This is a genomic window from Serratia sp. TSA_130.1 (genome assembly GCF_052691795.1).
The window spans coordinates 633,836-652,471 of the sequence record NZ_JBQZFS010000001.1 but is presented as its reverse complement, the minus strand read 5'-3'; the positions used below and the strand labels follow the sequence as shown (position 1 = coordinate 652,471).

General features: G+C 64.1%; 21 protein-coding genes. 7 read left to right on the top strand and 14 right to left on the bottom strand.

Going from position 1 to position 18,636, the window contains the following annotated elements:
- Nucleotides 1-54: 54 nt before the first annotated feature.
- Nucleotides 55-450 (top strand): (R)-mandelonitrile lyase, encoded by a 396-nt coding sequence (locus ACUTQY_RS03105; protein WP_033643630.1) that lies wholly within the window; start codon nt 55-57, stop codon nt 448-450.
- A gap of 6 nt (nt 451-456) precedes the next feature.
- Here ACUTQY_RS03105 and ACUTQY_RS03100 read toward each other — a convergent pair whose 3' ends face one another.
- The 3 genes from ACUTQY_RS03100 to gabD form a co-directional block, all read right to left on the bottom strand.
- Nucleotides 457-825, bottom strand: a complete 369-nt coding sequence (locus tag ACUTQY_RS03100) for a glyoxalase superfamily protein (protein ID WP_033644308.1) — start codon at nt 823-825, stop codon at nt 457-459.
- A 22-nt stretch (nt 826-847) separates the two neighbouring features.
- A complete protein-coding gene (locus ACUTQY_RS03095) occupies nt 848-1,261 on the bottom strand; it encodes a GyrI-like domain-containing protein (protein WP_033643629.1) in 414 nt (137 codons plus the stop codon).
- Nucleotides 1,262-1,359: 98 nt separating this feature from the next.
- Entirely contained in the window at nt 1,360-2,835 is a 1,476-nt protein-coding gene (gabD, locus tag ACUTQY_RS03090) for an NADP-dependent succinate-semialdehyde dehydrogenase (protein WP_342188163.1), read from the bottom strand.
- Nucleotides 2,836-3,046: 211 nt separating this feature from the next.
- Between gabD and ACUTQY_RS03085 the strand changes: the two genes are divergently transcribed.
- Nucleotides 3,047-3,262, top strand: a complete 216-nt coding sequence (locus ACUTQY_RS03085) for a glycogen synthase (protein ID WP_004935234.1) — start codon at nt 3,047-3,049, stop codon at nt 3,260-3,262.
- A gap of 42 nt (nt 3,263-3,304) precedes the next feature.
- On the opposite strand, the gene ACUTQY_RS03080 is transcribed toward ACUTQY_RS03085, so the two are convergent.
- Together ACUTQY_RS03080 and ACUTQY_RS03075 are read right to left on the bottom strand one after the other, a co-directional pair.
- Nucleotides 3,305-4,219: a pyridoxamine 5'-phosphate oxidase family protein gene (locus ACUTQY_RS03080; RefSeq protein ID WP_033643626.1), complete on the bottom strand. Its 915-nt coding sequence runs from the start codon at nt 4,217-4,219 to the stop codon at nt 3,305-3,307.
- Nucleotides 4,220-4,223: 4 nt separating this feature from the next.
- On the bottom strand, nt 4,224-4,841 hold the full coding sequence (locus ACUTQY_RS03075) for a glutathione S-transferase family protein (RefSeq protein WP_046687379.1): 618 nt from the start codon (nt 4,839-4,841) through the stop codon (nt 4,224-4,226).
- Between the two features lie 98 nt (nt 4,842-4,939).
- Here ACUTQY_RS03075 and ACUTQY_RS03070 point away from each other — a divergent pair, with 98 nt between their 5' ends.
- From ACUTQY_RS03070 to ACUTQY_RS03050, 5 genes are all read left to right on the top strand, one after another.
- Complete coding sequence (locus tag ACUTQY_RS03070) at nt 4,940-5,851, top strand: LysR family transcriptional regulator (RefSeq protein WP_033643624.1); 912 nt, start codon at nt 4,940-4,942, stop codon at nt 5,849-5,851.
- Nucleotides 5,852-5,998: 147 nt separating this feature from the next.
- Nucleotides 5,999-6,796 carry an alpha/beta hydrolase gene (locus tag ACUTQY_RS03065; protein ID WP_046687378.1) on the top strand — a complete coding sequence of 266 codons (798 nt, stop codon included), beginning with the start codon at nt 5,999-6,001 and terminating at the stop codon, nt 6,794-6,796.
- Between the two features lies 1 nt (nt 6,797).
- On the top strand, nt 6,798-7,169 hold the full coding sequence (locus tag ACUTQY_RS03060) for a RidA family protein (RefSeq protein WP_046687377.1): 372 nt from the start codon (nt 6,798-6,800) through the stop codon (nt 7,167-7,169).
- A 58-nt stretch (nt 7,170-7,227) separates the two neighbouring features.
- The gene (locus tag ACUTQY_RS03055; RefSeq protein ID WP_033643619.1) at nt 7,228-8,415 is read left to right on the top strand and encodes an amino acid aminotransferase; all 1,188 of its coding nucleotides are present in this window, start codon (nt 7,228-7,230) and stop codon (nt 8,413-8,415) included.
- 20 nt (nt 8,416-8,435) lie between these two features.
- Nucleotides 8,436-9,833 carry an amino acid permease gene (locus ACUTQY_RS03050; protein ID WP_046687376.1) on the top strand — a complete coding sequence of 466 codons (1,398 nt, stop codon included), beginning with the start codon at nt 8,436-8,438 and terminating at the stop codon, nt 9,831-9,833.
- Nucleotides 9,834-9,870: 37 nt separating this feature from the next.
- Here the strand turns inward: ACUTQY_RS03050 and paaY are convergent, their stop codons facing one another.
- The 9 genes from paaY to paaE form a co-directional block, all read right to left on the bottom strand.
- Nucleotides 9,871-10,467 carry a phenylacetic acid degradation protein PaaY gene (paaY, locus tag ACUTQY_RS03045; protein WP_033643617.1) on the bottom strand — a complete coding sequence of 199 codons (597 nt, stop codon included), beginning with the start codon at nt 10,465-10,467 and terminating at the stop codon, nt 9,871-9,873.
- A 12-nt stretch (nt 10,468-10,479) separates the two neighbouring features.
- The gene (paaX, locus tag ACUTQY_RS03040) at nt 10,480-11,418 is read right to left on the bottom strand and encodes a phenylacetic acid degradation operon negative regulatory protein PaaX (protein ID WP_046687375.1); all 939 of its coding nucleotides are present in this window, start codon (nt 11,416-11,418) and stop codon (nt 10,480-10,482) included.
- A gap of 83 nt (nt 11,419-11,501) precedes the next feature.
- A complete protein-coding gene (gene paaK, locus ACUTQY_RS03035; RefSeq protein ID WP_046687374.1) occupies nt 11,502-12,809 on the bottom strand; it encodes a phenylacetate--CoA ligase PaaK in 1,308 nt (435 codons plus the stop codon).
- A 15-nt stretch (nt 12,810-12,824) separates the two neighbouring features.
- A complete protein-coding gene (pcaF, locus tag ACUTQY_RS03030) occupies nt 12,825-14,030 on the bottom strand; it encodes a 3-oxoadipyl-CoA thiolase (RefSeq protein ID WP_033643615.1) in 1,206 nt (401 codons plus the stop codon).
- Nucleotides 14,027-14,467, bottom strand: coding sequence for a hydroxyphenylacetyl-CoA thioesterase PaaI (gene paaI / locus ACUTQY_RS03025; RefSeq protein WP_033643614.1), 441 nt, complete (start codon nt 14,465-14,467; stop codon nt 14,027-14,029). The genes pcaF and paaI overlap by 4 nt, the downstream gene beginning before the upstream one ends.
- A complete protein-coding gene (locus ACUTQY_RS03020; protein ID WP_046687373.1) occupies nt 14,464-15,996 on the bottom strand; it encodes a 3-hydroxyacyl-CoA dehydrogenase in 1,533 nt (510 codons plus the stop codon). Before ACUTQY_RS03020 ends, paaI begins: the two co-directional genes overlap by 4 nt.
- Nucleotides 15,997-15,998: 2 nt before the next feature.
- On the bottom strand, nt 15,999-16,790 hold the full coding sequence (gene paaG, locus ACUTQY_RS03015; protein WP_033643612.1) for a 2-(1,2-epoxy-1,2-dihydrophenyl)acetyl-CoA isomerase PaaG: 792 nt from the start codon (nt 16,788-16,790) through the stop codon (nt 15,999-16,001).
- Between the two features lie 3 nt (nt 16,791-16,793).
- Nucleotides 16,794-17,567 carry a 2,3-dehydroadipyl-CoA hydratase PaaF gene (gene paaF, locus ACUTQY_RS03010; RefSeq protein ID WP_033643611.1) on the bottom strand — a complete coding sequence of 258 codons (774 nt, stop codon included), beginning with the start codon at nt 17,565-17,567 and terminating at the stop codon, nt 16,794-16,796.
- A gap of 8 nt (nt 17,568-17,575) precedes the next feature.
- A complete protein-coding gene (paaE, locus tag ACUTQY_RS03005) occupies nt 17,576-18,634 on the bottom strand; it encodes a 1,2-phenylacetyl-CoA epoxidase subunit PaaE (RefSeq protein WP_033643610.1) in 1,059 nt (352 codons plus the stop codon).
- Nucleotides 18,635-18,636: the final 2 nt, after the last annotated feature.

Genomic DNA, 18,636 nt, shown 5'->3' with positions numbered 1-18,636 from the left:
CTCACTCATGATTATCAGCGCCGGCTGTGAGATCCGGCGCGGAGGACACGACAGATGAAAATACAACGCAGCGGTTCTATCCCATCACAGCGCGGTTCGGCGGATTACTTTACCGGGCAGGTACGCATCGACGCGCCGTTCGCCGGTGATGCGCCGGCCAGGGTGGGCGGCGCGACCGTCACCTTCGAACCCGGCGCCCGCACGGCATGGCATACGCATCCGCTCGGCCAGACGCTGATCGTCACTCAGGGGCGCGGGTGGATCCAGATGTGGGGCGAGAAGACGCAGGAGATGCACCCCGGCGATATCGTTTGGATACCGGCCGACGTCAAACACTGGCACGGTGCGACACCGGACACCGCCATGACCCATATCGCCATCGCCGAAGCGGTGGACGGTAGCCCGGTGACCTGGCTGGAGCCGGTCAGCGAGGCGGACTACCGACCATAACGCCGATCAGGCCGGGGGGCTCTGTTCGCAAAACCGCAGGCGGTTGCCGAACGGATCGGTGAGGTTGAGCTCTTTGCCCCAGTCGACAACCTCCAGCCCCGGCCTGGCATAGCGATAGTTTTTGGCCGTGAGCTCCTGGTGCAGCGCGTCGATATCGTGCACCGGGATGAAAATGGCGGCGCCGGGCGTGCTGTCGCCATAGTGTTCGCTCAGGTGCAGCGTCAGCTCTGAGCGGGCGATCTGCATGTACAGCGGCAGATCTTTGCTGAAACGGTGCTCCCACGCCAGCGTGAAACCGAGAAAATCCAGATAAAACTCTTTGGCCTTGTCGACTGAAAAGATACGCAGGATCGGAATGGCGGGGGAGAGCGTCATCATTGTTGACCTCACTGTCGCGTTAGCGGCAGCCGATATGGATATCGGCTGCGTCGGGGCCGGTATAGGCTTCGAAGTCGGTCAGGAAGCGACGTTCGATTTCCGGGTGTTGCTCGAAGTAGGCCCAGATGGCTTGCCAGCCTGCGATAACCGCCGCCGGCATGGCGCCACGGGCCTGGAACACCAGATAGCGGCCGGGTTGGATGTGCAAACCGCTCTCTGCCGCGCTGCCGGCGGTGACGTCAAACGGCCCGCTGGCGTCGGAGGCGTAATTGGAGTAGACCCCGTAAACCGGCATGGCGGGCGACGTGGCGAAAAAGTCTGACCACAGCGCCGGGATTTTAGCCGTCTCGGGCTGGGTTTCGTCCTGATTGGTGGTTCTGATTGTCAGGCCGACGACGTAAAAACCGGGCAGGTGTACCGAGAGAGGCTGCATAGAGGCAATTCCTTTTAACCGCTGAAAAGATGCCTAAAGGTAGCAAAGGCTCCCCAAAACCGCCAGACAGGGCCCCCGCAGACGCGGGGACCCTCGCATCAGGCGCCCAGGCCGCCGAGGCACAGGTATTTGATCTCGAGATAGTCTTCGATGCCGTATTTTGAGCCTTCACGGCCCAAACCGGAGTGTTTCATGCCGCCGAACGGCGCCACTTCGGTGGAGATCAGCCCTTCGTTGATGCCGACAATGCCGTACTCCAGCGCTTCGGCCACGCGCATCACCCGGCCGATGTCGCGGCTGTAGAAGTAAGCGGCCAGGCCGAACGGCGTGTCGTTGGCCAGTTCGACGGCGTCGGCTTCCTGGCTGAAGCGGATCAGGGGCGCCACCGGGCCGAACGTCTCCTCGCGGAAGATTTTCGCCGTGCGCGGCACGTCGGTCAGGATGGTCGGGCTGAAGAAATTGCCGCCCAGCGCGTCAGGCTTGCCGCCCAGCAGCACCGAGGCGCCGTGCTCGACGGCGTCGGCGATGTGCTCGCGCACTTTCTCCACCGCGTCCGGGTTAATCAACGGGCCGATGGTGACGCCGTCATCCAGGCCGTTGCCGACTTTCAGCTTGGCGACGGCGGCTTTCAGTTTGGCGGCGAAGGCATCGTATACGCCGTCTTGCACCAGAAAACGGTTGGTGCAGACGCAGGTCTGGCCGGCGTTGCGGTATTTCGAGGCGACCGCGCCGGCCACGGCGGCGTCCAGATCGGCGTCGTCAAACACGATAAACGGCGCGTTGCCGCCCAGCTCCATGCTGGTTTTCTTGATGGTGGGCGCACACTGGGCCAGCAGCTGCGCCCCCACTTCGGTGCTGCCGGTGAAGGAGAGTTTACGCACGTCCGGGTTGGCGGTGAGTTCGCCGCCGATGCCTTTGCTGGGGCCTGTTATCACGTTGCACACCCCGGCGGGCAGCCCGGCGCGCTCCGCAAGTACGGCGATCGCCAGCGCCGAGAACGGGGTCTGGCTGGCGGGGCGGATCACCCCGGTGCAGCCCGTCGCCCAGCCGGGGCCGGCTTTGCGGGTGATCATCGCCGCCGGGAAGTTCCACGGAGTGATGGCGGCGAACACGCCGATCGGCTCTTTTTGCACGATGATGCGGCGACCGGCCTGCGGCTGCGGAATCGTGTCGCCATACACCCGCTTGCCTTCCTCGGCGAACCATTCGATAAAGGAGGCGGCATAGGCGATTTCACCGCGGCTTTCGGCCAGCGGTTTGCCCTGTTCCGCCGTCATGATGCGCGCCAGATCCTCCTGATTTTCCATCATCAATTCAAACAGCCGCCGCAGCTTGCCGGCGCGCGCTTTGGCGGTCAGCGCACGCCAGGCGGGCAGCGCCTTTTTGGCGGCGGCGATGGCGCGCGCGGTTTCTTCGGCGCCGAAGGCCGGCACATGGCCGACCAGCTCGCCGTTGGCGGGGTTATGAATGGCGATCGTGTGGCCTGCTTTGGCCGGCAACCATTGCCCGTCGATGTAATTGGCCTCGCGGAACAGCGTGGGATCCTTGAGGGTAGCGCTGATGCTGGTGCTCATTGGTCTCTTCCTTTGCTGAGTTCAACAGAATGGTCTATCCCATACGGCTACCCTTTACCCTAGCAAATTTTGCCGCCGCCGTTTGTCAAGGTGGCGACAAGATGAGCGTTTTCTTCATGCGCACCTTCTGTACAAAAAACATCCGCCGGCGAGCCGATACTGAAAGAGCAGGCATATGACCCTTTTCGATGTGATTAAAAGGAGTGTGCGAATGATGAAATCAGTGGACAGGCATCTCGCGGCCTACGGCAGCGAAATGGATTTTTTGGCGTCGAGCATTGCCCTGATGGAATGGCAAGGGCGGCAGATTGACGCCGGGCAGGTGGCCGGCAATATGTCGGAGCAGCAAAGCCGCCTGTTCTTTGCGCGGTTAAATTATTTTCGTCAGCTTTATCAGGCCGCATCGGCGGCCGAACACAGCCTGTAATTTCCGATCCAGCCCCGCCGCCGCGGGGCTTTTCATTTCAGCTCAGCGGCGCCACACCCCGGTCGCCAGCGTCGCCGGCGAATACTCCAGATTACGCCCCCGCCACGGCAACGCCGCCGCAAAACGCCAGGCGCGGCGCACGTCAAATCGCCAATAGCGTTCCGCCCCTTCGACGCCGGGATCCCCTTCCGCCTGCCAGAGGATTTGCGTTTCCCCCTGCAGATGCAGCACGTCGCCGCGATCGAAATCGATGAACAGCAGCGCCGCCCGCGGTTCGGCCAGCAGATTGCCCAGCGTGTTCATGTAGCGGTTGCCGCGAAAGTCCGGCATCCACAGCGTGTCACCTTCCAGGTGGATAAAGCCGGGGCGGCCGCCGCGATGGGAAATATCCACGCCGCCCTGCGCCAGTGCCAGGTGCGCGCAGCTGGCGACGAAGCAGGTGTCCGCGGCGCGGATCAGCGCCTGCGCCGCCGCATCCAGCACGGCCAAATGCTCAATCGGCTGCGGCCGGCTGTCCACCGGGTAGAGTTCGCGGCGCTGAATGTACTGCGGGCAGTTGCCGAAGCTTTGCTGAACGAGGATTTCCACCCGGTTTTTGTCGGTGCGGCCGATGGCGCCGTTGGCGCGGTTGCGCCGCCGGTTGCTGAAATCCAGCCCCAGCGCGCCGACCGGCTTGCCGGGCAGCAACAGCGCCTGGGCGGGATCGTCGCCGCGGCGCGGCGCGCTGATGCGTAAATGCGTGTCGTCCGGCGTGCGTAAAAATCCGGGCGGGCCGGTGAACAGGGTGGCGATGGGCCAGCCTTGTTCATCCAGCGTGGCGACAAACAGGTAGGGCAGCGCGGCGAAAAACGCGCGATGCTGATCCGGCATCGCGGGGTAGATGCCGCCGCCTACGCTGCCAAACCCGGCCAGCGTCTGCGCGCGCAGCTCATCGGGATGGAACAGTTGAGGGATCATGGCGTCAGCTCCCCGCCGGTTCCGGCAGGGCCGGCATGGCAAAGAAGCCGGGCAGTGCAGCGATGCGCGCCGCCCAGCGACGTATCGCAGGGTAAGGCGACAGTGAAATGCCGCCTTCAGCCGCGACCGCCACGTAGCTGTGGCAGGCCAGATCGGCGATGGTGGGGTGTTCGGTGGCCAGGTAGTCCCGCTCGCTCAGATGCTGTTCCATCTGCGGCAGGAAACGATCGCTGACCGCCCGCGCCGCCTGATAGTCCTCCGGCACGGCGAATTGGGCGATCAGTCGGCAGGCCGCCGGGCCGTAGCGGACTTCACCGGCGGCTTTGGAAAGCCAGGCCTGCACTCGCGCCGCCGCGGCCGGCTGTTCCGGCAGCCAGTGGCTGTCCGGCGCATAGCGCTTCACCAGATAGACCAGAATGGCGTTGCTGTCGGCCAGCGTCAGATCGCCATCCTGCAAGACCGGGATCTGGCCGAACGGGTTGAGCCGGCGGAAGGCTGCGCTCTGCCGTACGTCCGCCGAGGCTTCGACCCATGCATAGGGCAGCGCCAGCATGCGCAGCAGCAACGCCACGCGATGAACGTGGCCGGAAAGCGGGGTGCCGTAGAGTGTGATGGTGGACATGGCGTTTCTCCTCAGTGCTTTTTGTCAGCATACTCTTGCGTTGAACGAGCGAAATCCGGCAATGTGGAAATTGATAATTTCACTTTTCGGAAGAATCTATGGATCGGTTAGACGAGTTGGCGATTTTCGTGGCGGTGGTGCAGCAAGGCAGCCTGGCGGCGGCCGGGCGCAAACTGCGGCGTTCGGCGCCGGCGATCACCCGGGCCATCGCCGCGCTGGAACAGCGTTTCGGCACCCGATTGGTGGAGCGCACGACCCGGCGGCTGGCGCCCACCGAGGCGGGTGCGCGGCTGTTGGAGCGCGCGCAACGGCTGCTGCAGGATTATCAGGCGGTGGTGCAGGATACCGCCGAAGCGCAGCTGAGCGGCTTGCTGCGCGTTACCTCGCCGGTGCAGTTCGGCCGCCGGTACGTGGCGCCGGTGGTGATGGCATTTCTCGATGATTACCCGCAGATGCAGATCGAAATGGTATTGAACGATCGCAATCTCGATCTGATTGACGAAGGGTTGGATATCGCGGTGCGCATCGGTCATCTGCAGGACTCTTCCCGCGTGGCGCGGCGCCTGGGGCAGGTCAGCCGGGTGACGGTCGCCAGCCCGGATTACCTGGCGCGCTGCGGTGAACCGCGATCGCCGGCGCAGCTGGCGGAGCACGCCACCATCGTCGGCACCCAGCGGCCGTCGCTGCGCGAATGGCGCTTCGGCCCGCAGGAAAACGGCGAGCGCGTGCGATTGACGCCCCGGCTGTTGCTCAACGACGTGGAAGCGCAACTGCTGGCGGTGCGCGCCGGCAAGGGCGTCGCCCGGTTGCTCTCGTATCAGGTGGCGGACGATTTGGCCGCCGGTACGCTGGTGCGGCTGTTGACGGATCATGAGCCGTTGCCGATGCCGGTACAGCTGGTGGCGCAGCAGGCGCAGCACATGCCGCTGAAGGTGCGTGCCTTTTGGGATTATGCATTTGAACGGCTCAGCGCCTTGCCGCAAATTCAGCTGGACGGGCGGGGGAAATAAACGCAAAAAGTTTCATGGGTTAAACTTTTTCATTATTCATCAGGTTTTATTTTACCGGGCGCGCATTGCTGATGCGCCCGTCTTGACAATAATTTTGTCGGTGCTAATAGTTAATTCACATCTTAAATAATAAACGAAGTTTAATATATGAAACCACTTGCGGGGAGTTATGACAACGGCGCCACGGTGGATAATGAAGCGGCTATTTTGACTTCATTTCAAACCCGCAGCGCGGCTGTTTATAAACAGACGCGCCATGAAAATAATATTGCTTATGGCAACGGCGAACGCGAAACATTTGATTGGCTCTATTCTGCAAAGCAGCATCAGGGGACGTTAATTTTTATTCACGGCGGCTATTGGCAATTTTGCGATAAGGCGGATTTCGCCTTTATCGCCGCCGGGCCGCTGGCGTTGGGTTTGGACGTGGTGTTGGTGGAATATGCGCTCGCACCGGCGGTGGATCTCGACGAAATATGCCGACAGATCGGAATGGCGCTGGATGCCATTCAGCGCCGCCTGCCGCCGCACTACGCCCATCCGGTTTATCTGTGCGGCCATTCCGCCGGCGGGCAGCTGGCGGCGCTCTGGCAGCAGCATGCGTTGGTGGATGCCGTCTTTCCCATCAGCGGCCTGTTCGAGCTGGCGCCGCTGCAACAAAGTTATGTCAATCGGGCGCTGCAGTTGACCACGCGGCAAATTGAAACGCTCAGCCCGGCGCGCCGCCTGCCGACGCGCGGCAAGCCGCTTACGCTGTATTACGGCGCATTGGAGCTGCCGGAACTGAGAGGTCAGTCGCAACACTATCATGCGGCGCTGCGCCAACGCGGGCTGCCGGCTGAACTGGTCGCGGTGCCAGGCGCCAACCATTTCACCATCCTGGATGCGTTGTTCGCCGCCGACGGCGCGCTGCTTCGCCAACTTGACCACCACGGGAACCACTGACATGCGCGAGATTGTAGAGACCGGGCTGCCGGATATCGGCCAGCCTTTTTCCTGGGCCACCCGGGGCGGCGGCATGCTGTTTACCGCCCATGGCCCGGTGCGGGCGGACGGCAGCATCGACACCGGCGCGCCGGAGCGACAGATTGCGCTGACCTTCGATAACCTGGCGCAGACGCTGAAGGTGGCGGGCAGCCACAGCGATAAGGTGCTGCAGGTGATCGTGTATCTTACCGACGTTAACGACGTTAAATGGCTCGATGATATTTACCGGAAATACTTTAATTATCCTTATCCCAATCGCTCCACGGTTATCGTCGAGAAATTGGTGGTGCCCGGAATGAAAATAGAAATTACCGTCAGCGCCATCGCCTGATTTAATTTCTCCTTAAGCCTGTCTTCATATTAATTCAATAACGAGTTAAGGATGCGTCATGTTTAAACAGATTGCACCTTCCGCCGCCGATCCTATTATGTCGCTGATGGAAGCCTATTTGCAGGATCCCAATCCGAAAAAAGTGAATTTAGGCATTGGGCTGTATTACGATCGGCAGGGGAATATTCCGCTGATGCAGGCGGTTGAGGCGGCCGAGCAGCGGTTGCTGGCGCTGCGCCGCCCGCACGGTTATCCGCCGATCGAAGGTTCGCCGCAGTTCGCCCGCCAGGTGCAGGCGCTGCTGTTCGGTGAGCAACAGGCGGCCGAGATCGCCACGGTGCAGACCGTCGGCGGCTCCGGCGCGTTGAAGCTGGCGGCGGATTTTTTGCGCCACTTTCTGGCGCGCGGTGAAATCTGGGTGTCCGATCCTACCTGGGCCAATCACTGGGCGATTTTCGAAGGCGCCGGGCTGCGGGTGAATACCTATCCCTACTTTGATGAAGCGGCGGGCGGCCTGCGTTTCGCCGCCATGCTCGACGCGTTGGACAGCCTGCCGCCCGGCAGCGTGGTCTTGCTGCACCCTTGTTGCCATAACCCGACCGGCACCGATCTGACGGCGGAGCAGTGGCGCGCCACGCTCGCCGTGCTGCAGCGACGCAGCCTGCTGCCGCTGTTCGACATCGCCTATCAGGGCTTCGGCGACGGGCTGGAGGAGGACTGCTTTGCATTGCGCGAAGCGCTGAAAACCGATCTGCCGTTTTTGGTCTGCAATTCGTTTTCCAAAAACGTCGCGCTGTACGGCCAGCGTCTGGGCGCGCTGTCGGTGCGCTGCGCCGACGCGGAAAATGCCGCCAACGTCAAAGGGGCGTTAAAAACGCTGATCCGCCGCAGCTATTCCTGCCCGCCGACGCACGGCAGCCAGATCGTGGAAACCCTGCTTGGCGATGCCGAACTCGGCGAGCTTTGGCGCGATGAGCTGGCGGAAATGCGCTCGCGCATCAAGCAAATGCGTGAACAGCTGGCCGCCGGGCTGGCGCAGGGCGGCTCTTCGCTGGATCACCGGCGCATTCGCGAGCAGCGCGGCATGTTCAGCTATACCGGCCTGAACGAAGCGCAGCTGCAGACCCTGCGGCAGCGCTACGCCATCTATCTGGTCTCGCCCGGCCGCATGTGTCTGCCGGGGCTTAACCCCGGCAACATCGACTATGTGACCGCCGCGATCCTCGACGTCACCCGCACCGCCTAACTCCGCTCGGGAACCCAGCCATGCCACAGATGAATGATTTTGAGCATATCGCCCGCCGCCAGGGCGGGTTGAACAAGCATCTTACCGCCGGGCAGATGTCGATGCTGGCGATCGGCGGCGCCATCGGCACCGGGCTGTTTCTCGGCAGCGCCTACGCCATTCAGATGGCGGGGCCGTCGGTATTGCTGAGCTACCTGATCGGTGGCGTCATTGCGCTGCTGCTGATGGGCAGCCTGGCGGAAATGACCTCCGAACACCCGACGCCCGGCTCGTTCGGCGACTACGCCGAATTCTACCTCGGCCCGCTGTTCGGTTTTCTGGTGCGTTACTCTTACTGGTCCTGCGTGGTGCTGGCGGTGGGCACCGAAGTCACCGCCATCGGCATGTACATGCAGTTCTGGTTCCCGGCGACGCCGACCTGGCCGTGGGTGCTGCTGTTCTCGGCGGCGGTGATCGTCGTTAACGTGATCGGCGTGAAATCGTTCGGCCAGGTGGAATACGCGCTGTCCACCGTCAAAGTGACGGCGATCGTGGCGTTTATTCTGATCGGCATCGGCATTCTGGCGTTCTCGGGCAACCCGGCCTATGGTCTGCGCAACCTGACCGCCGGCGGCTTTATGCCGTTTGGCGTCAAGGGCATGTGGTTCGCGGTGATCGTGTCCATCTTCAGCTACCTGAGCATTGAAATGATCGCGGTGGCCGCCGGCGAGGCGAAGAATCCGGTAATTGCGGTGAAGGCGGCGTTCAAGGGCACCATCGTGCGGCTGTTCATCTTCTACATGCTGTCGATCGCCCTGATGCTGGCCATCGTGCCCTGGCGCCAGTCCGGCACCGGCGAAAGCCCGTTCCTGATGGCGATGAACGTGATCCATCTGCCCGCCGCCGCCGGTATTTTCAACTTTATCGTGCTGGTGGCGGCGCTGTCGGCAATGAACAGCCAGCTGTATATCACCACTCGCATGATGTTCTCGCTGTCGCGCGCCGGGCAGGCGCCGGCGGCGTTGGGGCGCGTCAGCCGGCGCGGTATTCCGGTCAATGCGCTGGCGATGTCGTGCATCGGTATCGTGGTGTCTATCGTGCTGAGCCTGGTGGCGCCGGAAACCTCGTTCGCCGCCATGATGTCTATCTCGGTGTATGGCGCCTGCTTTACCTGGCTGATGATTTTCGTTACCCACCTGTTCTTCCGCCGCCGGCATCGGCAGACCCACCTGAAATTTCGCATGTGGGGCTTTCCCTATACCACCTTGCTCGGCGCCGGGCTGATGACGGCGTTGATGATCTCGACGGCGTTTACCGAATTCTTCCGCATGACGCTGTGGTTCGGTATTCCGTTCACTTTGCTGCTGGTGGCGGCTTATCACTTCCAGAGCCGCCGCGCGGCTACGCCGTCGCCGTTCAAGGCGCCGGAGGTGGAGTAATAAGGGGAGGGGCTGAGGCGCATCTCAGCCCCGGGGATTAAAGCTGGCTTTTCGGGATCAGGTGGTCGCCGAAGCTCAGGCGCCGGCGGCCCGGTTCGATTTCGGTCAGCGGCGCCACTTCGTGCAGCGAGGATTTGCAGCGCTGCACCAAATCCTGATACTCGCGGGTGCCGGCGATCTTCCAGGCCAGCTCCTGTTCGGTCAGATCGCGCAGCACGCGCGCCGGGCTGCCGACCACCAGCTTGTTGGCTTCGATCACCGCCGCGGCTTTGACGAACGCCATCGCGCCGACGATGGTGTTCTCGCCGATCTCCGCACCGTCCATCACCACCGCGTTCATGCCCACCATCGCGTTGCGGCGAATGCGGCAGCCGTGCAGGATGGCGCCGTGGCCGATATGGCCGTCTTCTTCCACCACCGTGTCCTGCTGCGGGAAGCCGTGCATCACGCAGTTGTCCTGAATGTTGGCGCCGTCGCAGATCACCAGGCGGCCAAAATCGCCGCGCAGGCTGGCGTTCGGGCCGATATACACGTGTTTGCCGACGATCACGTCGCCAATCAGCACCGCCGTCGGGTGCACGTAACTGCTGGGGTCAACGACCGGCGTCAGGCCGTCAATCTGATACACAGGCATAGCGTGAGTTCCTTAACATGTAGGGTCGCGCGGCAGGCCGCCGAAGCGCCGATAGTAGCCGGCGGCCGGCGCGGGCAGGGCGCCGATGGTGGTCTCCGCCAGCGCGCTGACGTAGTCCGTCGCGGCGCGATCGACCTGCTGATAGAGATTGATGCACAGATTGCGGGCGATCTGGCCCTCCCACTGGGCGGGCAGCAGCGCGTCCGGCAGCAGCGGATCTTTCAACACCACGCGACGGAAGAAGTGAATCAATAATAGCTTAATCTGGAAACAGCGCAGCGGCGTCAGCGCCGCCGGGTCGACTTCGCGCAGCAGCGCCATCAGCGGCCGGAAAGAGACGATAAACTCATGATAACCGGCCGCTACCTCGCTCAATGACCAGCAGTCGGCCACCAGTTTCTGCAGCGTTTGCTCGGAGCGATTGTAGGGGTAATCGGCGCGGAAGTAGATCACCTGCTCGCTGGCGTTCAATTCGCCGAGCAGCGCCGTCACGTCGGTTTGCGCATGGGTGGGGGCGGCCATCAGGTTGTTGGCGATCTGCCCGAACCCGAGCCAGCCCAGCTCTTTTTTCAGCCGCGCGCGCGCGTTTTTTTCGGCGCATTCCAGCAGCAACAGCTCCCATTTGCCGTCCCAGGCGGGCTGCTCGCGCAGATAGATCTTCGATTCGGCGTGGCGGAACTGGCGCATGCCCTGCTCGGTCACGCGGTAGAAGCTGCGGCGGCCGATTTTCTCCACCGCCAGCCACCCCTCTTTCTGCAGGCGGAACACCGAGGTGCGCACGAAGCGATCGCCGAAACCGAAGGCCTCCAGCAGCGCGCTCAGGCTGCCGAGCCACACTTCGCCGCCGCGGTGGCTGAGCGCGTCGCCGTACAGCGAAATGATCAGCGACGTGCCGCTGATCGGCTGGGCGTCGACGGCATGGCGAATGAACTCATCCAGTTTATGTTCCATATTTTTCCATGGGTTAGCCTTCGATGAGCCACAACATTACCATAATTTGATTTGGGGCGGCGTCATCCGTGACGCCGTGCGCCTCAGCGCGGCCGCAGATCGACCACGCGCTGCGCCTTGCCTTCCGAGCGCGGAATATCGCCGCAGTTGGCGATGCTGACGTCGGTGCTGACGCCCACGATCGATTTGATGTGGTGGCGCAGCTGGTGGCAGATATCGCAACGCTGCTGATGGCTGAGGCTGAGCGCCGATTCTTTCAGCTCGACGCGCACCGCCAGCGTGTCCAGATGCCCGCTGCGGCTGACCTGCAGTTGATAGTGCGGCGACAGCTGCTCGAACTGCATGATCTGTTCTTCCACCTGCGACGGGAAGACGTTGACGCCGCGGATGATCAGCATGTCGTCGGAGCGGCCGGTGATTTTGCCCATGCGGCGCATCTGGCGCGCGTCGCCCGGCAGCAGCCGGGTGAGATCGCGGGTGCGGTAGCGGATCACCGGCAGCGCCTCTTTGGTCAGGGTGGTGAACACCAGTTCGCCGTGCTCGCCGTCCGGCAGGGCGATACCGGTCTCCGGGCAGATGATCTCCGGCAGGAAGTGGTCTTCCCAAATGGTGGGGCCGCCGCCGCTTTCCAGACATTCCATCGCCACGCCCGGCCCCATCACCTCCGATAGGCCGTAAATATCCAGCGCCTTGATGCCCATGCGGGTTTCGATTTCGTGGCGCAGGGCTTCGGTCCAGGGTTCGGCGCCGAACACGCCGAGCCGCAGCGAGCAGCCGCGCGCGTCGCCGCCCATTTTGCGCTCCAGTTCATCGATCAGCGTCAGGCAGTAGGACGGCGTCACCATGATGATGTCGGGTTTGAAATCGAGGATCAGCTGCGCCTGGCGTTCCGTCTGGCCGCCGGACATCGGGATCACCGTGGCGCCGAGCCGCTCCGCGCCGTAGTGCGCCCCCAGGCCGCCGGTAAACAGGCCGTAACCGTAGGCGACGTGCACCTTGTCTTTGGCGGTGGCGCCGCCGGCGCGCAGGCAGCGGGCGACGATATCGGCCCAGTTATCGATGTCGCGCTGGGTGTAGCCCACCACCGTCGGGCGGCCGGTGGTGCCCGAGGAGGCGTGGATGCGCACTACCTGTTCCATCGGCACCGCGAAGGTGTCGAACGGGTAGTTGTCGCGCAGATCCTGCTTGGTGGTGTAGGGGAAGCGCGCCAGATCGCTCAGCTGCTTAAGATCGTCGGGGTGTACGCCCGCCTGATCGAACTTGCGCTTGTACATCGGCACATTGTCGTAGGTGTGGTGCAGCGTCCACTTCAAACGCGCCAACTGCAACGCTTCAATCTCATCGCGCGAGGCGAATTCGATCGTTTCGAGGGGCTGTGGATTTATTGTCATGGTTAGCCTCAGGGGTCAGACACGCTCAATGATCATGGCGATGCCTTGGCCCACGCCGATGCACATGGTGCACAGAGCGTAGCGGCCGGCTCGCCGTTCCAGTTCAAACAGGGCGGCCAGCGCCAGGCGCGCGCCGCTCATGCCCAGCGGGTGCCCCAGAGCGATCGCGCCGCCGTTGGGGTTGACCTGCGGGGCATCGTCCGGCAGGCCAAGCTGGCGCATCACCGCCAACGCCTGGGCGGCGAACGCTTCGTTCAGTTCGATGACGTCCATCTGCGCCAGGCTCAGCCCGGCGATCTCCAGCACCTTGCGGGTGGCCGGCAGCGGGCCGATGCCCATCAGCCGCGGCTCCACGCCGCAGGTGGCGGTGGCAAGGATGCGCGCGCGCGGCGTCAGGCCCTGGCGCGCCGCCATCGCTTCGGAGGCGACGATCAGCGCGGCCGCGCCGTCGTTCAGCCCCGAGGCGTTGCCGGCGGTGACGCTGCCGGGCTGACGGAACGGGGTTTTCAGCGCCTGCAGCTGATCGAAGGTGGTGTCGGCGCGCGGGTGTTCATCCTGGCTGAACAGGGTGACTGCGCCTTTTTTACCGGTGAGGCTGACCGGCGCTATCTCCTGCGCCAGGTATCCCAGCGCCTGCGCCCGGGCGGCGCGCTGCTGGCTGCGCAGCGCAAAGGCGTCCTGATCGGCGCGGCTGATGTTGAACTGCGCCGCGACGTTTTCGGCGGTCTCCGGCATCGAATCGGTGCCGAACTCGGCCTGCATGCGCGGGTTGACGAAGCGCCAGCCGAGGGTGGTGTCGTACAACTGCGCCTGGCGGCTGAAGGCGCTGTCGGCCTTGCCCATCACCAGCGGCGCTCGGGTCATCGATTCCGCGCCGCCGGCCAGCATCAGCCCAGCGTCGCCGGCTTTGATGCTGCGCGCCGCTATCGCCAGCGCGTCCAGACCCGAACCGCACAGGCGGTTCACCGTGGTGCCGGAAACGCCGACCGGCAGCCCGGCCAGCAGCAGCGCCATGCGCGCCAGATTGCGGTTGTCTTCCCCGGCCTGGTTGGCGCAGCCGAGGATCACATCGTCCAGCTGCGCCCAATCCACCTGTGGATAGCGCTCCAGCAGCACGCGCAGCGGCAGGGCGGCGAGGTCGTCGGCGCGCACCTGGGCCAGCGCGCCGCCATAGCGGCCGATCGGGGTGCGCACGCCGTCGCAGATAAATGCCTGATTCATGCCTGATCTCCTAAAATGCTGTGACCGAGGCGGTGCGCGCGGCCGCGAAACCAGGCGACGGTTTTGCCCTGTTGATTGACGATTTCGACGTCATACAGCCCGGTGGCTTTGCCCTGATGGCGCATCTGCGCGCTGGCGGTGAGGCGATCGCCGGCCAGCGCCGGGCGGACGAAGTCGATGCTGCAGCCGGAAGCCACCGCCGCCAGCCCCTGGCTGTTACAGGCGTAGGCGAAGGCGGTATCCGCCAGGCTGAACAGCTGGCCGCCATGGCAAGTCTGGTGGCCATTGAGCATCTGCGGGCCGACGGTCATGCTGACCTGCGCGTACCCTACGTCGACGGCATCGATGTGCATCCCCATCGCCTGAGCGCAGGTATCTTGCTGGAACATCTGTTCGGCGCAGCGCTGAGCCAGCGCGCGCGGCGTATTGGCGTTCATTGTTCGGCTCCTGAGAAAGAGGCGGGGGAAGCGTAGCGGCGCAGCAGCGGCATCGGGCGATAGCGGGCCTCGCCGTAATAGCGTTGCAGGTTTTCCAGCGTCGTCAGGATGTGGCGCCAGCCGAGCGCGGCGCCCCAGGCGAGCGGGCCGCGCGGATAGTTGACCCCGCGCAGCATCGCCAGATCGGTATCCTCGGCGCTGGCGACGCCTTTGTTCACCACGTCGAGCGCTTCGTTGGCCAGCATGGCCAGGGTGCGCATCGTTAGCAGGCCGGGGTAATCCGGCAACGGGATGACGCGTTTGCCGAGGGACTGCAGCAGACGGATCGCTTTGGCATTGTGTTGCGCGCCGTTTTGCGCCGCGCAGCTGATGGCGATGGCGGAGGCATGCGCATAGTCGGCACAGAGATCGAACAGCACCACGGGCATTCCACGTTCGTCGGCCAGTTGGCCGGCGGTTTTACCATTGGTTAACATCAGTGTAACGTCGTCGATCGTGACGTGCGGGCTGGTCTGGCCAGGTTGTTTGATCGCCCCCGCATTTTCGCTTAACAGCTGCGCCAAATCGGCCAGCGAAGACCAGTCGCCGTGCAGCGTAACGCGCTGCGGCAGCGCGGCCTGCGCCGGTGGCGCAAAGGCGATCATCTCTGCGGTGGGGCGTTGCGCGTCGTAGCGGTAGAAGCCGCGGCCGGATTTGCGGCCGAGGCGCCCGGCGGCCACCAGCTCCTGCTGCACCAGCGAGGGGGTGAAGCGCGGATCCTGGTAGAAGGCCTGATACACCGAGTCGGTCACGGCGTAATTGACGTCCTGGCCGATCAGATCGGTCAACTGCAGCGGGCCCATGGCGAAACCGCCGGCGTCGCGCATTACCGCATCCAGGGTGGCGGCGTCGGCCACCCGTTCTTCCAGCGCGCGCAAGCTTTCGGCGTAGAACGGCCGCGCCACGCGGTTGACGATGAATCCCGGCGTCGAGCGGCACACGACGCTCTGCTTACCCCAGCGCTGCGCCAGGGCTTGCAGCGCGGCGAGGGTCTCGGCCCCGGTCTCCAGACCGCTGACGATCTCCACCAGCTTCATCAGCGGTGCCGGGTTGAAGAAGTGCAGCCCGGCCATGCGCTGCGGGTGTTGCAAGGCGCCGGCGATGGCGGTGATCGACAGCGAGGAAGTATTGCTGGCGAACAGCGCCGTGGGCGAGCAGACCGCTTCCAGATCGCGGAACAGGCTCTGCTTGATCGCCAGATTTTCCGCCACCGCTTCAATCACCAGCGCGCTGTCGGCCAGTTGCTCGAGCGAATCGGCGCGTTCGAGACGCGCCAGCAGCGCCTCGGTGGTGTTTGCGTCGGCCTTGCCGCCGTCGACCCGCTGCCGCAGGCGGCGAGCGAGTTCGTCGATCGCGCGCTGGGCGGCGGCGGGGGCGATATCGAACAGCCGCACCGGGTGACCGGCGGCGGCGGCCACCTGCGCAATGCCGATGCCCATGGTGCCGGCGCCGATCACCGCCACCTGGCCGTTAAGAAGGGGCGCGTTCATGGCTATTTCCCGCTGAAGTTTGGCGTGCGTTTGGCGAAGAACGCGCTGACGCCTTCGCGGTAGTCGTCGCTGCGGCCGCCCAATCGCTGCAGATCGCGCTCCAGATCGAGTTGTTGATCGAGGCTGTTGGTGGCCGAACTGTAGATGGCTTTCTTGATTAGCCCCAGACCGTAAGTCGGCTGGGTGGCCAGATGGCGCGCCAGCGTTTGCGTGCGGTCGGCCAATTCATCCGCCGGCACCACCTGCCAGATCATGCCCCACTCCAGCGCCTGTTGGGCGCTGATTTTGTCGCCCAGCATGGCCATGCCCATCGCGCGGGCGTGGCCGGCCAGCCGCGGCAGGAACCAGCTGCCGCCGGAATCCGGCACCAGCCCCAGGCGGCAGAACGACTGAATAAAGCCGGCGTTGTCGGCGGCGATGACGATGTCGCACGCCAGAGCCAGCGCGGCGCCGGCGCCGGCCGCCACGCCGTTGACCGCGCACACCACCGGTTTGGGCAGGGCGGTCAGGCGACGGATCAGGGGGTTGTAGAAACGTTCGACCGACAGGCCGAGGTCCGGCGCCTGTTGATCGGCGCTGACGTTGCGATCGTTGAGATCCTGCCCGGCGCAGAAACCGCGGCCGGCGCCGGCGATCAGCAGGCAGCGCACGTTGTCGTCGCGTTCGGCTTGCGTCAGCGCTTCGCTCAGTTGGCGATGCATCTCGTCGTTAAAGCTGTTGAGCCGATCCGGCCGGTTGAGGGTCAGCGTCAACACGCCGGCGTCGAGATGGCTGAGAATCAATGCGTTATCCATAAATCAGCGCCCCTGATAGTTTGGCGTACGTTTTTCGAAAAAGGCGGCGATGCCTTCGCGGCGATCGTCGGTGGCGGCCAGGGTGACGAACTGCTGACGCTCCATCGCCAGCCCCTGGCTAAGGCCGGTTTCCTCGGCCTGTTTCAGCGCCTGCTTGGCGGCGCGCAGCGCCAGCGGCGCCTGACGGCTGATGCGATCGGCAATCTGCTGCGTGCGCTCCAGCGTCAGGGCATCGACGCACACTTCGCTGATAAGGCCAGCCTGCAGCGCGGTGCGGGCGTCGATGGCTTCGCCGGTCAGCACCATCTGGCTGGCGCGCGACTTACCGACGCAGCGGATCAGGCGCTGGGTGCCTCCGGCCCCCGGCATCAGGCCGAGGGTGATCTCCGGCAGGCCGAAGCGGGCGCTTTCGCCGCCGATAACGATGTCGCAGGCCAGCGCCAACTCGCAGCCGGCGCCCAGGGCATAGCCGTTCACCGCCGCCAGCAGCGGCTTGCTGAACTGCGCCAGCCGCTGCCACAGCTGCGGACGGCGATCCGCCAGCGCGGCCGGCAGATCCTGCCGTTGCAGCTCGTGCAGATCGGCCCCGGCGGCGAAGAAACGCGCCGCGCCGGCGATCACCACGGCGCCCACGCCGCTGTCGGCATCGGCCTGATCCAGCAGAAACACCAGCTGCTCCAGGCAAGGGGTGCTCAGGGCGTTGCGCGCCTCCGGGCGGTGCAGCGTCAGCGTGACCACGCGGTGCTGCTGCTGACGCAAAATAAAGGGGGTATCCATCGCGGCTCCTAGACGTCGAAGTCCAATACCACGCCGTCGCCTTTCGGCCACGACTGGCAGCTCAATACATAGCCCGCCGCCAACTGATCCGGCTCCAGGCTGTAGTTGACACCCATCTCGACCTGGCCAGCCTTCAGACGGCATTTGCAGGTGGCGCATACGCCGCCTTTGCAGGCGTAGGGCAGGTCGGCGCCCTGGCGCAGCGCGGCGTCGAGAATGCTATCGTCCTGTTCGCCGAGCTCGATATCCAACCGGCGGCCGTCGAGCAGGATTGTCACCCTGGCGGCGTTGCGATCGCCGCTGTGGCGCGGGCGGGCGACCAGGCCGCTGGTGTTGAAACGTTCGCTGTGGATGTGGTTGGCCGGGACGCCGGCCTGTTCCAGCACGGTCTGCGCGTCGTCCATCATCGATTCCGGCCCGCAGATGAAGGCGTGGTCATAGTCGCGGAAATCCAGCAGCGCGCCGCCGATCGCCGTCAGGCGTTCACGATCGATGCGGCCGCTGAGCAGCGGGCTGTCGAGGCTCTCCTGGCTGAACAGGTACAGCGGCTGAAAACGCTGCGGGTAGCGGTTTTTCAGATCCGACAGCGCTTCTTTGAACATCATCGAACGGCTGTTGCGGTTGCCGTAGATCAGGGTAAAACTGCTGCCCGGTTCGAGCTGCAGCGTCGCTTTGATGATCGACAGCATCGGCGTGATGCCGGAGCCGGCGGCGATCGCCAGGTAATTGCCGCGGCGCTCCGCCTGCGGCTGATAGCCGAAGCGCCCCTGCGGCACCATCACTTCCAGCGCATCGCCGACTTTCAGCATACGGTTGACGAAGCCGGAGAAACGGCCCTGATCAATCGCTTTTACGCCGATCTGCAGCAGGCCTTCCTGCGGTGAACTGCAGATGGAATAGCAACGCCGCAGCTCTTCGCCGTTGACCCGCGCCTTGAGCGTCAGGTGCTGGCCGGGGGTGTAGCGGTATTGGTTTTGCAGCTCTTCGGGCACCCGCAGGGTGATGGCTACGGCGTCCGGCGTTTCGCGCTCGATGGCGGCGACGTTCAGGCGATGAAAGACCGTCATGG

Excerpts from the sequence above, each read along its gene's own strand:
- ACUTQY_RS03105 (WP_033643630.1), top strand. The coding sequence starts at position 55 with ATGAAAATACAACGCAGCGGTTCTATCCCATCACAGCGCGGTTCGGCG.
- ACUTQY_RS03100 (WP_033644308.1), bottom strand. The coding sequence starts at position 825 with ATGACGCTCTCCCCCGCCATTCCGATCCTGCGTATCTTTTCAGTCGAC.
- ACUTQY_RS03095 (WP_033643629.1), bottom strand. The coding sequence starts at position 1,261 with ATGCAGCCTCTCTCGGTACACCTGCCCGGTTTTTACGTCGTCGGCCTG.
- gabD (WP_342188163.1), bottom strand. The coding sequence starts at position 2,835 with ATGAGCACCAGCATCAGCGCTACCCTCAAGGATCCCACGCTGTTCCGC.
- ACUTQY_RS03085 (WP_004935234.1), top strand. The coding sequence starts at position 3,047 with ATGATGAAATCAGTGGACAGGCATCTCGCGGCCTACGGCAGCGAAATG.
- ACUTQY_RS03080 (WP_033643626.1), bottom strand. The coding sequence starts at position 4,219 with ATGATCCCTCAACTGTTCCATCCCGATGAGCTGCGCGCGCAGACGCTG.
- ACUTQY_RS03075 (WP_046687379.1), bottom strand. The coding sequence starts at position 4,841 with ATGTCCACCATCACACTCTACGGCACCCCGCTTTCCGGCCACGTTCAT.
- ACUTQY_RS03070 (WP_033643624.1), top strand. The coding sequence starts at position 4,940 with ATGGATCGGTTAGACGAGTTGGCGATTTTCGTGGCGGTGGTGCAGCAA.
- ACUTQY_RS03065 (WP_046687378.1), top strand. The coding sequence starts at position 5,999 with ATGAAACCACTTGCGGGGAGTTATGACAACGGCGCCACGGTGGATAAT.
- ACUTQY_RS03060 (WP_046687377.1), top strand. The coding sequence starts at position 6,798 with ATGCGCGAGATTGTAGAGACCGGGCTGCCGGATATCGGCCAGCCTTTT.
- ACUTQY_RS03055 (WP_033643619.1), top strand. The coding sequence starts at position 7,228 with ATGTTTAAACAGATTGCACCTTCCGCCGCCGATCCTATTATGTCGCTG.
- ACUTQY_RS03050 (WP_046687376.1), top strand. The coding sequence starts at position 8,436 with ATGCCACAGATGAATGATTTTGAGCATATCGCCCGCCGCCAGGGCGGG.
- paaY (WP_033643617.1), bottom strand. The coding sequence starts at position 10,467 with ATGCCTGTGTATCAGATTGACGGCCTGACGCCGGTCGTTGACCCCAGC.
- paaX (WP_046687375.1), bottom strand. The coding sequence starts at position 11,418 with ATGGAACATAAACTGGATGAGTTCATTCGCCATGCCGTCGACGCCCAG.
- paaK (WP_046687374.1), bottom strand. The coding sequence starts at position 12,809 with ATGACAATAAATCCACAGCCCCTCGAAACGATCGAATTCGCCTCGCGC.
- pcaF (WP_033643615.1), bottom strand. The coding sequence starts at position 14,030 with ATGAATCAGGCATTTATCTGCGACGGCGTGCGCACCCCGATCGGCCGC.
- paaI (WP_033643614.1), bottom strand. The coding sequence starts at position 14,467 with ATGAACGCCAATACGCCGCGCGCGCTGGCTCAGCGCTGCGCCGAACAG.
- ACUTQY_RS03020 (WP_046687373.1), bottom strand. The coding sequence starts at position 15,996 with ATGAACGCGCCCCTTCTTAACGGCCAGGTGGCGGTGATCGGCGCCGGC.
- paaG (WP_033643612.1), bottom strand. The coding sequence starts at position 16,790 with ATGGATAACGCATTGATTCTCAGCCATCTCGACGCCGGCGTGTTGACG.
- paaF (WP_033643611.1), bottom strand. The coding sequence starts at position 17,567 with ATGGATACCCCCTTTATTTTGCGTCAGCAGCAGCACCGCGTGGTCACG.
- paaE (WP_033643610.1), bottom strand. The coding sequence starts at position 18,634 with ATGACGGTCTTTCATCGCCTGAACGTCGCCGCCATCGAGCGCGAAACG.